This window comes from Pseudomonas syringae (assembly GCF_023278085.1).
Lineage (GTDB): Bacteria > Pseudomonadota > Gammaproteobacteria > Pseudomonadales > Pseudomonadaceae > Aquipseudomonas > Aquipseudomonas syringae_Q.
In genome coordinates, this window is the sequence record NZ_CP066265.1 from 2,836,753 (window position 1) to 2,850,373 (window position 13,621).

Genomic DNA, 13,621 nt, shown 5'->3' on the forward strand with positions numbered 1-13,621 from the left:
ATGTCGGAAAATCTGATCGAAATTCGCCATCTGAGCGTCGCGTTCAACGGCCAGAAAGTGGTCAGCGACCTGAGCCTGGACGTCCGGCGCGGGGAGTGTCTGGCGCTGGTCGGTGAATCCGGCTCGGGCAAATCCGTTACCGCACACTCGATCCTGCAACTGCTGCCCCGTAGCGGCACGCAGACCACCGGCAGCATTACTTATCGAGGGCAGCAGCTGGTGGGCGCCGATGACCGTACCCTGCGCGAGCTGCGTGGCAACCGGATTGCGATGATCTTCCAGGAACCGATGACTTCGCTGAACCCGCTGCACAGCGTGTCTCGGCAGATCGGCGAGACGTTGTTGCTGCATCGCGGTATCAGCGGCCGTGAAGCGCAAAAACGTATCGTCGAGCTGTTGCAACTGGTCGGCATTCAACAGCCTGAAAAGCGCTTGAAAGCCTATCCGCACCAGTTGTCCGGCGGTCAGCGGCAGCGGGTGATGATCGCCATGGCGCTGGCCTGTGAGCCGGAGTTGCTGATTGCCGACGAACCGACCACTGCGCTGGACGTCACCGTGCAACGCAAAATCCTCTTGCTGCTCAAGGAGCTGCAACAGCGCCTGAACATGTCGCTGCTGCTGATCAGCCACGATTTGAACCTGGTGCACAGCGTGGCGCAGCGGGTGTGCGTGATGCGCGCCGGCGAGATTGTCGAGCAGGCCGATTGCAAGTCACTGTTCAAATCGCCACAACACCCTTACAGCCGTTTGCTGCTGGATGCCGAACCTGCGGGAGAGCCACTGCCTCGCGACAGTCGGGAAACGGTGCTGCAAGTCGATAACCTGAAAGTCTGGTTCTCGCTGACCGGCGGCATTCTGCGTCGACACAAGGAATACCTGAAAGCGGTGGACGACATCAGCCTGAGCATCGAGCGCGGCAAGACCCTGGGTATCGTCGGCGAATCGGGTTCCGGCAAGTCGACACTGGGCCAGGCGATCCTGCGCCTGCTGGAATCGCAAGGCAGCATCCGCTTTCGCGGGCAGGCGCTGGACGGTTTGAGCCAGAAACAGATGCGACCGTGGCGTAAAGAGATGCAAGTGGTCTTTCAGGACCCTTACGGCAGCCTTAGCCCGCGCATGTCCGTGGCGCAGATCATCAGCGAAGGGCTGGAAGTACACAGCCCATTGTCCCCCGCGCAACGCGACGCCGAGGTGATTCGCGCGCTGCAGGAGGTCGGCATTGACCCGCAGAGTCGTCACCGCTACCCCCATGAGTTCTCCGGTGGTCAACGCCAGCGCATCGCCATTGCTCGCGCGCTGGTGCTGAAACCGGCCCTGATCCTGCTCGACGAACCGACCTCGGCGCTGGACCGTACCGTGCAAAAACAGGTCGTCGCCCTGCTCCGCGATCTGCAGCAAAAACATGGCCTGACCTACCTGTTCATCAGCCATGACCTGGCCGTGGTCAAGGCCCTGGCCCATGACGTCATCGTGGTCAAGGACGGCAAAGTGATCGAACGCGGTGCCAGCCATGACGTGTTCGATGCGCCGCAGCACCCCTACACTCAGGAATTGCTGGCAGCTGCGCATCCGGGTTGATCATTGTCAGCTGTTCTGCTGGGTGATGCGGCGCTGGGCCTTATGCGTCAGGTCTTGAGTCTGCAGCGTGACGTAGATCTGTGACGCAGAGCGTCACGAACGGCGTTCCCACGCTGGAGCGTAGGGAACGATAACCTCAATTATCGTGCGACGCTCCGCGTCGGCATGCCGTTCTGGACGCTCTGCGTCCGCCTTGGCGTGTTACGCGCCACCTTTATGCCTGCGGGCCAGGCTCGTCGTCATCGACCAGCCCCCATTCGGCCGTGCTTGCGGTGCTGCTGCCAGTCGGTGCCGGGGGCGGTGTGGTCAGGGTCGCGGCTCCGCCTTCGCTGTGCAGTTTGAGGCGCAGCCGTACGTTGTTCTGCGAGTCGGCATTTTTCAACGCTTCTTCTTCGCTGATCGCCCCTTCCACCGCCAGACTGAACAAGGCCGAGTCGAACGTCTGCATGCCAAGGCTGGCGGATTTTTCCATGATGCCCTTGAGCTCGGTCAGTTCGTTGCGCTGGATCAGATCGCGAATGGTCGGCGTGCCCATCATCACTTCCACCGCCGCCCGACGCTTGCCGTCCGGCGTCTTGACCAGCCGCTGGGAGACGAACGCCTTGAGGTTGTTGCCCAAATCATGCAGCAACTGCGCACGCCGCTCTTCCGGGAAAAAGTTGATGATCCTGTCCAGCGCCTGATTGGCGTTGTTGGCATGCAGGGTCGAGATCACAAGGTGTCCGGTGTCGGCAAACGCCAGCGCATGCTCCATGGTTTCGCGATCACGAATTTCGCCGATCAGAATCACATCCGGCGCCTGGCGCAAGGTGTTCTTCAGCGCGGCGCGGAAGCTGCGGGTATCGACGCCGACTTCGCGCTGGTTGACGATGGATTTCTTGTGCCGATGGATAAACTCCACCGGGTCTTCAATGGTGATGATGTGCCCGCTGGCGTTGCGATTACGGTAATCGATCAGGGCTGCCAGCGAGGTCGACTTACCCGACCCGGTCGCACCGACGAACAGCACCAGACCGTGCTTTTCCATAACCACATCGAGTAACACAGGCGGCAGGAAAAGATCTTCGAAGCGCGGGATGTCCAGCTTGATGTTACGGGCGACAATCGACACTTCGTTGCGCTGCATGAAGATATTGATCCGGAAGCGACCGATGCCCGCCAGCGACACCGCAAGGTTCATCTCCAGTTCGCGCAGAAATTCGAGCTTCTGCTCTTCATCCATCAGCCCCTGGGCAATCAACGCCACCTCGCCGGGCTTGAACGTCTCGCTGCCGAGTGGCTTGAGCACGCCATTGAACTTGGCGCACGGCGGTGCTCCGGTGGAAAGATAGAGGTCCGATCCGTCCTGATTGGCCAGAATCTTCAACAGCGCCGGAAAATCCATAATCAATACCGTACAAAATGAATGAACAAACAGTGAGCCGTCATGACGGCACGCGTAACGCGCGACAATGTCTCGCCGGGCAGGCAAGCGCTGACCAGGACAGGCATAATGGCAGCCTTTTGCGACAGGTGATATTGCGACATGAAAGCCCAGGCCCGCCACATTCTGGTGAAGACCGCCGAAGAAGCCGAGCAGCTCAAGCAACGTATCGCCAAAGGCGAGGCGTTCGATGTGCTGGCCAAGAAGCATTCTAGCTGCCCGTCCGGCAAACGTGGCGGCGATCTGGGTGAAGTCAGGCCGGGGCAGATGGTGGGCGTCATCGATCAGGTGATCTTCAAGAAGCCGTTACGCGTCGTGCATGGACCGATCAAGAGCAAGTTCGGTTATCACCTGGTGCAGGTCTTCTATCGCGACTGACCATCACGCCTTGAAGCAAAAAACCTCGAGCCGTTTTGCGACCCGAGGTTTCAGAAAGCGTCAGCCAGGACAGGCCGGTATGAACCCAGACCTGCCCCTGTTCACCTTACTGCGGCGAAATCGCACCATCGACCAGCGCCTGAGCTTCTGCAACCAGACGCTTGAGGTGATCTTCGCTGACAAAGCTCTCGGCGTAGATCTTGTAGATGTCCTCGGTGCCTGACGGGCGCGCCGCGAACCAGCCGTTCTCGGTCATGACTTTCACGCCGCCAAACGCCTGATCATTACCTGGCGCATTGCTGAGCACCTTCTGGATCGGCTCGCCGGCCAGTTCGGTGGAGGTCACCTGCTCCGGCGACAATTTGCTCAGCAAGGCCTTCTGCTGCGGGTTGGCCTTGGCGTCGACACGGGTCGAAAACGGCTCGCCCAGCTCTTCGGTCATGGTCTTGTAGATTTCGCTCGGATCACGACCGGTACGCGCAGTCATTTCTGCCGCCAGCAACGCCGGGATCAGACCGTCCTTGTCAGTGGTCCAGACCGAGCCATCGCGACGCAGGAACGAAGCACCCGCGCTCTCTTCACCGCCAAAGCCCAGCGAGCCTTCGAACAGCCCCTGAGCGAAGTACTTGAAGCCGACGGGCACCTCGTACAGGCGACGGCCAAGCCGTGCGGCAACACGATCAATCATGCCGCTGCTGACCACCGTCTTGCCGACCGCTGCATCAGCGCGCCATTCAGGGCGGTTCTGAAACAGATAGTCGATGGACACCGCCAGGTAGCTGTTAGGCGTCATCAGCCCGCCCGTCGGGGTCACGATGCCGTGACGGTCGTGATCAGGATCGCAGGCAAAGGCAACCTGATAACGGTCTTTAAGGCCGATCAGGCTTTGCATGGCGTGGCTGGAGGACGGGTCCATGCGAATCTGGCCATCCCAGTCCACGGTCATGAAGCGGAACGTGGAATCGACAAACTTGTTCACCACGTCCAGATTCAGGCCGTAATGCTCGCCGATCGCCGACCAGTAATTCACCCCGGCACCGCCCAGTGGATCAACACCGAGACGCAGGCCCGAATGGCGGATCGCGTCCAAGTCAATGACGCTTTTCAGATCGGCCACGTAGGTATTGAGGTAATCGTGGCGGTGCGTGGTATCGGCACGCAGGGCCTTTTCATGGCTGATGCGCGAGACACCGACGACTTTCTCGGCCAGCAGTTCGTTGGCCTTGTTCTCGATCCACTTGGTGACATCGCTGTCGGCCGGGCCGCCGTTCGGTGGGTTGTACTTGAAGCCACCGCTCTGCGGCGGGTTGTGTGACGGCGTGATGACGATGCCGTCCGCCAGGCCCGACGTGCGACCACGGTTGTAGCAGATGATCGCGTGGGACACCGCTGGCGTCGGGGTGTATTCGTCACCTTCCGAAATCATGACCTGCACGCCATTGGCCGCCAGCACTTCAAGTGCAGTGGCAGCGGCTGGCGTTGACAGCGCGTGGGTGTCGGCCCCCAGGAACAGCGGACCGTCGATGCCATTGGCTTTGCGGTACAGGCAGATCGCCTGACTGATGGCCAGCACGTGCCATTCGTTGAAGCCCAGTTCGAACGAGGTGCCGCGATGCCCGGACGTACCGAACGCGACACGCTGCGTTGGCACCGATGCATCAGGCTGGCCGGTGTAATAAGCCGTGACCAGTCTCGGGATATCAACCAGTAACTGCGCAGGTGCCAGCTTGCCGGCGAAAGGACTGAGACTCATACAACCTCCATGAACACATCGAATTCTGAAAAAAACAAAAGGCTGCCACGACTTCAAGACATGCGCTAAAACATGATCAGCGTGGCAGTTTACTGGCAGTTCGACAGCGACGCTCGGGTATCGATCCCTAACTGCCTGAGGTTTGAGGTCGCCACCACGCTGGAAACAGCTGAGTCACCTTGGGCTCGGCAAAGCGGTCATCTATCAGCATCACGACGCCATTGTCACTCTGGCTGCGGATCACCCTGCCCGCCGCCTGCACCACCTTCTGCAGGCCGGGGTAGAGATAGGTGTAATCGTAGCCAGCGCCGAACAGTGCGGCCATGCGTTGCTTGAACTGTTCATTGACCGGGTTGAGTTGCGGCAGGCCCAGGGTGGCGATGAATGCGCCGATCAAACGCGCGCCCGGCAAATCGATGCCCTCCCCGAACGCGCCCCCCAGCACCGCAAAGCCGATGCCCTGACTGCTCAGGGTAAAACGCTCGAGAAACGCATGACGATCCGCCTCCCCCATGCCTCGCGCCTGCTGCCACAAGGTAATGTGCGGATGAGTGCGCGCCATCAGTTCCGCGACCTGTTGCAGGTAATCGAAGCTGCTGAAAAACGCCAGATAATTGCCCGGCCTGGCCTCGAACTGCTCAGCCAGCAGCTCGACAATCGGTGCCAGTGACGCCTGTCGATGAGTGAACCGGGTCGAAATGCGGCTGATAATCCGCACGTCCAGTTGGTCGTGATGAAACGGCGACTCGACATCGATCCAGGCGGTATTGGCCGGCAGCCCGAGCAGGTCGGCGTAGTAATGACGGGGGCTGAGGGTTGCGGAAAACAGTACGCTGCTGCGCGCAGCGGTCAGGCGCGGCCGAATGAAACGTGCGGGCACCACGTTGCGCAGGCTCAACCGCGACAGAACGCGCTTGCCCCCCGCTTCGCGTCGGCTGATATCGAAAATGAAGTGCTCGTCAAACAGCTCGGCGATACGCGCAAAACCGATGGCCTCAAGATAAAACCCCTGCAATGTGCCATCCACCGCCTGCGGGTGTTCGTTGAAATGATCACCGAGGGTCGAAATGCACAGGTTCAGGCTATTGATGAATTTATCCGGCGCCGCCGGGTAGGCTTGATAAGCGGCGAGTTGCGCCTTGTGTAGCGCATTCCATTGCCGGTCGAGGCGCTGCAAGGCTTTTTTCACCGGCTCGGGCGCAGTCGGGATCAGCGCTTTCAGCTGGCTCTGATCAAGGCTGGCGCTGTACATCTGCCGCGTCCGTTCGACCATGTTGTGCGCTTCATCGACCAGCACCGCCACCCGCCATTGATTGAGCTGGCCGAGGCCGAACAGCAATGCGCTGAGGTCGAAGTAATAGTTGTAGTCGGCAATCACCACATCGGCCCAGCGCGCCAGCTCCTGGCTCAGGTAGTACGGACAGACCTGATGCAGCAACGCAGCCTCACGCACGCTGGCCTGATCCAGCCAGGGCGATTGCAGCGCGGCCGAGCGCGCAGCGGGCAGGCGATCGTAAAAACCGTTGGCCAGAGGACAGGAATCACCGTTGCAGGCCTTGTCCGGGTACTCACAGGTCTTGTCTCGCGCCACCAGTTCCAGCACCCGCAGCCTGAGTTCGGGCGCACTGCGGTTGATTACCTGCAGGGCATCCAGCGCCAGTCTGCGTCCCGGCGTCTTGGCCGTGAGAAAGAAAATCCTGTCGAGCTGCTGACCGGGCGCAGCCTTGAGCAACGGGAACAACGTGCCCACGGTCTTGCCGATACCGGTCGGGGCCTGAGCCATCAGGCAACAGCCAGTGCTGGCCGCCTTGTACACCGATTCAGCCAGAGCACGTTGCCCGGTGCGGAACGCTGGGTGGGGAAACTTCAGGGTCGTCAGCGTGGCATGCAACGCCTGCGTATGCGCCAGCTCCTGCCGCGCCCAGCCAAGAAAGATCGTGCATTGCTGTTCGAAGAATTGTTGCAACGTTGCGGCGCTGAAATGCTCGCGAATCAGGGTTTCCTGCTCGCTGACAATGTTGAAATACACCAGCGCCAGCGTCACGTCTTCCAGTTGCAGGCGCTGGCAGAGCAGCCAGCCGTAGACCTTTACCTGCGCCCAGTGCAATTGACGATGGTTGTCGGGCATGACATCCAGCTCGCCGCGATAGGTCTTCACTTCTTCCAGCTGGTTGCGGGCAGCGTCATAGCCATCCGCCCTGCCGCGCACGGTGAGCTCGCGATAGTCCCCCGTCAACGACAGTTCGGCCTGATAATCGGCGCCGCGCCGCGATGCAACGGTCCGATGCCCGGCAATGCCTTCCTGAGCGGTCGGCGATGGCGTGAACCGCAGGTCAAGATCGCCTACCTTGGCCGTGAACTCGCACAATGCGCGTACCGCCACCACGTAGCGCCTGGGCGAATCGCTGGCGAAGGCTGGCGTCTGATCGGGATTAACGGAGGTCTGGGAAGTCACTGCGCGGGAAAGCCACTGGTTTCAAATACTGGACAAGCGTCCAGTTAACAGCCTTGAAACCCGTCTGGCAAATACAAATGGATCGGCGGCCGCCCCATTCACGGCTTACGGCAGCCGCGCCCGACTTAATGCGTCTCCCAGCACAGCCAGCAACCCGGCCACGTTCCGGCCCCAGTCGATGGCATAACTGATGCGCAGGTGCTGTCCATACTGGCCTTGCAGGCTGAACAGTTCGCCGGGCGCGATGACAATGCGCTCAGCCAGCATCATGTCGAAAACCTTACGCATGTTGACCGGGTACCGGCTTTGCGCCCACACACCGCAGCCACCCACTGGCACTTCGTAGCGCAACACCTCACCCAGTTGCTCATCGAGCTGATGCGTCATCGCTGACGCTCGCTCAGCCAGAACAGCGCGCAACCCGTTCAGGTGAATATCCAGACCACCGCTGCCGCACAACCTGGCAATCGCCCTCTGCCGTATGCGCGGCAGCCCGAACGCACGCAACAGAAAACCGGCTTGCCAGCGGTCTTCAAGCTGTTTGCACAACAGATAGCCATAAGGCGCTTCAGGGCCAAGGCTCTTGTCGAACGCGCCAATAATCACCAGCCTTCGCGGGTCGATCAGGTGACGCAGATGGTCAGGCTCGCAAGCGAACCTCAATTCGCTGTGACTGTCGTTCTCCAATACCCAGACCTGATGGCGGTTGATCACTTCGGCCAGCGCCTGACTATTAATCGACGCTCGCAAATTGCCGCGCACCGGATTCAGGAATGACGAAAATATCGCAAGCCCGACGGTATTCTCCCGCAACAGCCGCTCCAGTTGCACTGGATCAAGGCTGCCGGGTTCGTCCTGCGGCAACTCCACAACCCGGATATCGAACGATTGCAGCAACCGCAGCCAGGTCCAGGTGCAGGGTGACTCCACCAGTACAATGCCACCGCGCAGCTGCAGCGTATCGATCACCACCTTGAATGCCCCGTGCAGGTCGGGCGTAATGTAGACATTGTCTGCGTGCCAGCAATGCTCGGCATCATGGGTGTACCGAGCCGCCAGCGCGGTGCGCAATTCCGGCTCACCGAACGGCTGAAAAACAGCGTCGCGCGAGCGCGGATAATGGCGCGCCAGTTCACGCTCCATCGTCAGTAAAGGGCTTTCCGGCACGCGCAACACGGTCGGCTCATCGCCGCTCAACAGCAGCATACCGGCACGCCTGGCGTTGCACTGCAGTGCGTGCAAAAGGTCGCCACTGCGGCATGGCTGCTCTTCTGATGCACTGCTGCGCGGTATCGCGTAATAGCCCGACTTGGCAACCGAATAGATACGCCCTTCTTTTTCCAGCAGCGAGTAGGCACTTTGCACCGTGGATATCGATACCTGCAGGCGGCGTGCAAGCTGGCGCAGCGACGGCATCTTGAGTGCCGGCTCGCGTTGATCCTCGTCAACAAGGCGCACTAGATAGCGGTAAACCGCCTGGTAGGCGAAGTCCGTGTTGTCTTTCATGGCAGTCATCCGGCGCTCAGTCAACAAAGGGTCCGGGCAATCACGACAAGGCTGATGCCGAGCAAGCGGCAGCAGCCGTAATCCGCTACCGGGTCAGCGCCCGGAAAGCACTTCGGCCATCGCCTCGCCGGTGACCGGGTCTACGCTCATGACCCGTCCCTTGTCAGGGTCGGCAGCGCGTATTCGAGCAATCAGCGAATTCGGGTCGCCAAAGTCCACGCGTTGTTTGCCATAAAGGTTCTGCAACCCTTTGAGACTCAGACCGCTGATGTCCACCAGCCACTGCATCACCTGGTCCGGCGCAGACGAGCCTGACAGCGCCTTGTGCAGATCCGGCAGTGCGACCAGCATGCCGGGATGGCAACTGCGCAAAAACGTTTCCAGACCGCGCCCCCGATCAACGAAGGGTGAGAACACCATACACACCAGTTGCGTTTCGCTCAGGCCAAAGCCTTCCTGCGCGAAGCTTGAGGCCAGTTCCCGACGCAGGTCGATGCGCGCCTGCCCGGCGTAAGCGCTCAGCGCCTTGTCAATCAAACGCGCTGGCATTTGCTTTCGACGCATCAGCGAAGACGCCAGCTCCAGGTATTCGGCGATCCCGTCAGCGTAACTGCGTCCATGCAGGTATTGCGCGGTCAGACCACGCATGTGAGCCATGAGTAAGGGGTTGGCGCAATCCGACTCACTGAAGCAGAACGCCAGATCGTCGAAGCGAAAATCCAGGAACTCGGTGAGCAGGTTCCAGTGCTCGTCGGCTTTGCAACTGACCAGATCGGCAATGGTGATAAAAGCCGGCGCACTGGTTTTGCCGGAGCAGCCCGCAGCACGGCCACTGCGCAGGCCTTGCGCGTCGTCTCCATAAAGCTCGCTGTAGTAGGCCTGACCGATGGAATCGATCATCTTCAGAACGCCGCTCAGGGCCTGCCCACTCCAATGCCCGGGGTGCTGGCCGGTGCGCTGCGCCAGCCGCATGAGCCAGGTGATGTACTGCTTTTGCTCCCTGCGCGAGTCACCACTGGCCACTGCATCGACACCGTTGCCCCAGCTCAGCGCACGTCCCAGAAACTCTGCCAGCCCCAGGTAGCAGGTGTTGCAGAAAGTGGTGCGTGCGTCACCCGCAGAAAGATGGCCACCGAGCAGCACGTCCATGCGGTTCTGCTCGCGACCGGCGCTGGAAAAAGGCAGGTCCGGCTCGAAGGCCTGGGTGTACTGATTGTCGATCACCAGCATTTCGACCCGGGGGTCGTCGTATAGAAACAATGCTGAATAGGTGCGGTTGATATTGTCCATTACCGCCGGTGTCATGCCCGCATGACGGCGAGTGGCAACGCGCAGGTTGAACGTGCCGGGCGAGCGGCAGGCAATACTCAATTGAGCAGCCCGCAAGAAGGCCAGTGTGTAAGCACTGTCCTTGCCGCCCCCGAAGGTCACCAGCACCTTGAAAGCGGAAATCCGCTCGATACCGCCCGCCGCGACAATAAGGCGCTGAATCAACAGCTGCAGCGCTGTGCGCTCTGCACGTGAGAAATAACCAAGCAAACGTTGCAACACCTGCTGGTAAACGTAATTCATTGCTTGTTCGTGTATGGAGCTCATTGTCTGTCACCTGCCTGTCGATCAAGACACCGCACGGTGCAGGCAGAGCCCCGAACATCAGACTGACGATCAAGTATGTATGCGAGCATGACTCATTCCCTGAGTAATAATTACCCAAGTATTATCAGCGCCTTCAAAATAATTACAATATACAGTTTGCTCTACAAAACAGACACGCGTTACCGAACGATCACAGTCATTTTAAACAGTTAGTTTAACCCTCGAGCACGCGTTTTAATTCACACGCAACTAACGCCCCACGCACAGCGGCCGAAGGCAATACACAATAGCCCTCCCGCGACTGACAGTCCTTGCCCTGTGCAGCGCTTACATCACAGGCCGCAGAAAACCTCGACGGTATACTCTCGCCCCGGAAGAAACTTACATACTCAAACAAACCGTTGATATCACTGTGTATGCTCATGCTGCCGTATAACGTCCACGTTTTTAACCACCCCTGTTCTTGCTGCAAAGGTTAAGCAGGCACCTCCGTTGGATGACGATTAATAAACCGCACTGTTTATCGCCCACCATGAAAAAAGCCTTCCGCGGGGAAGGCTTTCTCACTAACGCTGTCGACTGGAAAAGTGCTGAGTCAGACCGGCTCGACTTCCAGCACCGCACGCCCGCCAATCGGGCAGACATCCATGTAACGGTGCGCCTGCACCACGTGCTCGAACGGGAAGCTGCGCGTTTGCAGAGGCGCCAGCACCTTGTCGGCGGTCATCTGGTTGATGTCCTGCAAGGCACGTTGCAATGCTTGCTGATCCTGAGTGATGCCCAGTTCCGGCTTGCCGGTGAAGTTGCCCAGGCAGTGTACGTAAAACTGGATGTTCTTCTGAAAGGCTGCGCAGGCCGGGAACGGGGTCTGATTGCCGCCTTGCAGGCCGTACAGCACCAGACTGCCGCGTGGCGCCAGCACGTCACCCATGATCGACATCTGCGGACCGCCCAGGCCATCGAAAACCGCATCGACGCCACGGTTGTCGGTGTACTTGTTGATCGCCATCAGCAGGTCCTGATCTTCAGTGACCACCACCTTGTCAGCGCCCAGCGACAGCAGATATTCACGCGCATCATCGGTCTTGGTGGCCGCAATCACGCGAACGCCCAGCGCCTTGCCCAACTGCACGAACGCAGGACCTGAACAATGACTGGCATCGGTGACCAGTACAGTCTGCCCGGCCTTGATGCGCGCCAGATCGACGTAGGCAAAGTAAGCCACCAGGTACGGCGTGTAATGCACGCTGGCTTCGACCGGCGTAAGTACGTCAGGATAGCGAGTCAGAGCCAGACGCGGCATGACGATGTTCTCGCCGTAGACCGGGTGCTGGTTGGCATCGGCCGCAGGAAAACTGGCCACCTTGTCGCCCACGTGCAGGTCATTGACTCCATCGCCCAGCGCAGTGACCACGCCGGCCATTTCGTAACCCAGACCGGCAGGCAGACGCGCCTGGGTCGAAGCGAGATTTTGCCGCCAGAGTACGTCATACCAGCTGACACCAATCGCCTGGACACGCACCTGCACCTCGCCGGGTGCTGGCGACGCTACGGGTTGCTCTTCAACCTTGAGCACCTCGGCCGGGCCGAACTGGTGAAAACGGATCGTGCGGGACATTTAGAACCTCGCCTGGTAAACCTTGATGCCACAAACTTTATCCGGGCATTGCCGGCAACACCATCGGTGGCTATTAATAGTCGACATGCCTGTCATCGATTGTGTCCTGTGCGCTGCAGGTCGCAGCCAGACGGGGTCTGGAAGCCAGTAGGCAGAATGGCCGCCATTGTTCGCATGTCGACGAAACATTGCAAGCCATGTGGACATTCGATGGCACGGTGACTAATTTTCCCTGCGCCCGACGCGCGTTTGCTCGTACTATCGCACCCTGCTCACGTCCTCAACCGACCAATGGCCCGAGATATCCCGTATGAATCGTAACGACCTGCGTCGTGTCGACCTCAATCTGCTCATCGTTTTCGAAACCCTGATGCATGAAAGAAGCGTGACGCGTGCGGCGGAAAAACTGTTCCTCGGCCAACCGGCTATCAGCGCTGCGCTCTCGCGCTTGCGCAGCCTGTTCGATGACCCATTGTTCGTGCGTACGGGGCGCAGCATGGAGCCTACCGCTCGCGCTACGGAAATCTTCGGCCTGCTCTCCCCGGCACTCGACTCCATCTCGACCGCCGTCAGCCGTGCCTCCGAATTCGACCCGGCCACCAGCACCTCGGTATTCCGCATCGGCCTGTCCGATGATGTCGAGTTCGCCCTGCTGCCCACCCTGCTCAAGCGCCTGCGCTCCGAAGCACCCGGGATTGTGCTGGTGGTCCGGCGGGTCAATTACATCCTGATGCCACCGCTGCTGGCCTCGGGCGAGATTTCCGTGGGCGTCAGCTACACCCAGGACCTGCCCGCCAACGCCAAACGCAAGGTCCTGCGCCGCAGCAAGCCACAGTTGCTGCGCGCCGACTCGATACCCGGCCCGCTAAGCCTCGACGACTTCTGCGCCCGCCCCCACGCACTGGTGTCATTCGCCGGCGACCTGAGCGGGTTCATCGACGAGCACCTGGAAAAACTCGACCGCAAACGCCACGTCGTCCTCGCCGTACCGCAGTTCAACGGCCTGGCCACACTGCTGACCGGCACCGACATCATCGCCACCGTGCCGGATTACGCCGCGCAGGTGCTTACTGCCGCAGGAGGGGTTCGCTCCGAGGACCTGCCTATCGAGACTCGCACGTTTGAACTGCACATGGCCTGGAGGGGCGCGCAGGATAATGATCCGGGGGAGCGTTGGTTGCGGTCGCGGATTCAGATGTTTTTTGGGGATCCGGATAGTCTTTAGGCGTCGTCGGGCAGGCTGTTTAGCTGATCATTTCTGCCTTCCACAAACCAAGGAGCTCCATTAACTTCCAGTGGATTGCTACATTGAGG

9 protein-coding genes are annotated in these 13,621 nt (G+C 59.9%); 3 read left to right on the forward strand and 6 right to left on the reverse strand.

The window, feature by feature from the left end:
* On the forward strand, window positions 1-1,578 hold the full coding sequence (locus I9H07_RS12575) for an ABC transporter ATP-binding protein (RefSeq protein WP_236425046.1): 1,578 nt from the start codon (window positions 1-3) through the stop codon (window positions 1,576-1,578).
* Window positions 1,579-1,792: 214 nt separating this feature from the next.
* On the opposite strand, the gene I9H07_RS12580 is transcribed toward I9H07_RS12575, so the two are convergent.
* Entirely contained in the window at window positions 1,793-2,962 is a 1,170-nt protein-coding gene (locus I9H07_RS12580; RefSeq protein ID WP_024674364.1) for a PilT/PilU family type 4a pilus ATPase, read from the reverse strand.
* Between the two features lie 141 nt (window positions 2,963-3,103).
* On the opposite strand from I9H07_RS12580, the gene I9H07_RS12585 reads away from it, so the two are divergent.
* The gene (locus I9H07_RS12585) at window positions 3,104-3,379 is read left to right on the forward strand and encodes a peptidylprolyl isomerase (RefSeq protein ID WP_236425048.1); all 276 of its coding nucleotides are present in this window, start codon (window positions 3,104-3,106) and stop codon (window positions 3,377-3,379) included.
* A gap of 106 nt (window positions 3,380-3,485) precedes the next feature.
* Here the strand turns inward: I9H07_RS12585 and pgm are convergent, their stop codons facing one another.
* The 5 genes from pgm to I9H07_RS12610 form a co-directional block, all read right to left on the reverse strand.
* Window positions 3,486-5,132 carry a phosphoglucomutase (alpha-D-glucose-1,6-bisphosphate-dependent) gene (gene pgm / locus I9H07_RS12590; protein WP_236425049.1) on the reverse strand — a complete coding sequence of 549 codons (1,647 nt, stop codon included), beginning with the start codon at window positions 5,130-5,132 and terminating at the stop codon, window positions 3,486-3,488.
* A gap of 127 nt (window positions 5,133-5,259) precedes the next feature.
* A complete protein-coding gene (locus I9H07_RS12595) occupies window positions 5,260-7,587 on the reverse strand; it encodes an ATP-dependent DNA helicase (protein ID WP_419204365.1) in 2,328 nt (775 codons plus the stop codon).
* A 105-nt stretch (window positions 7,588-7,692) separates the two neighbouring features.
* A complete protein-coding gene (locus tag I9H07_RS12600) occupies window positions 7,693-9,093 on the reverse strand; it encodes a PLP-dependent aminotransferase family protein (protein WP_236425052.1) in 1,401 nt (466 codons plus the stop codon).
* A 93-nt stretch (window positions 9,094-9,186) separates the two neighbouring features.
* Window positions 9,187-10,689, reverse strand: coding sequence for a hypothetical protein (locus I9H07_RS12605; RefSeq protein ID WP_236425054.1), 1,503 nt, complete (start codon window positions 10,687-10,689; stop codon window positions 9,187-9,189).
* A gap of 595 nt (window positions 10,690-11,284) precedes the next feature.
* Window positions 11,285-12,307 carry a zinc-dependent alcohol dehydrogenase family protein gene (locus I9H07_RS12610; protein WP_024674370.1) on the reverse strand — a complete coding sequence of 341 codons (1,023 nt, stop codon included), beginning with the start codon at window positions 12,305-12,307 and terminating at the stop codon, window positions 11,285-11,287.
* A 310-nt stretch (window positions 12,308-12,617) separates the two neighbouring features.
* Between I9H07_RS12610 and I9H07_RS12615 the strand changes: the two genes are divergently transcribed.
* The gene (locus tag I9H07_RS12615) at window positions 12,618-13,532 is read left to right on the forward strand and encodes a LysR family transcriptional regulator (RefSeq protein WP_058392005.1); all 915 of its coding nucleotides are present in this window, start codon (window positions 12,618-12,620) and stop codon (window positions 13,530-13,532) included.
* The last annotated feature ends 89 nt before the right edge of the window (window positions 13,533-13,621 follow it).

Bases quoted from the DNA above. Each gene is read 5' to 3' on its own strand.
- I9H07_RS12575 (WP_236425046.1), top strand. From the start codon at position 1: ATGTCGGAAAATCTGATCGAAATTCGCCATCTGAGCGTCGCGTTCAAC.
- I9H07_RS12580 (WP_024674364.1), bottom strand. From the start codon at position 2,962: ATGGATTTTCCGGCGCTGTTGAAGATTCTGGCCAATCAGGACGGATCG.
- I9H07_RS12585 (WP_236425048.1), top strand. From the start codon at position 3,104: ATGAAAGCCCAGGCCCGCCACATTCTGGTGAAGACCGCCGAAGAAGCC.
- pgm (WP_236425049.1), bottom strand. From the start codon at position 5,132: ATGAGTCTCAGTCCTTTCGCCGGCAAGCTGGCACCTGCGCAGTTACTG.
- I9H07_RS12600 (WP_236425052.1), bottom strand. From the start codon at position 9,093: ATGAAAGACAACACGGACTTCGCCTACCAGGCGGTTTACCGCTATCTA.
- I9H07_RS12605 (WP_236425054.1), bottom strand. From the start codon at position 10,689: ATGAGCTCCATACACGAACAAGCAATGAATTACGTTTACCAGCAGGTG.
- I9H07_RS12610 (WP_024674370.1), bottom strand. From the start codon at position 12,307: ATGTCCCGCACGATCCGTTTTCACCAGTTCGGCCCGGCCGAGGTGCTC.
- I9H07_RS12615 (WP_058392005.1), top strand. From the start codon at position 12,618: ATGAATCGTAACGACCTGCGTCGTGTCGACCTCAATCTGCTCATCGTT.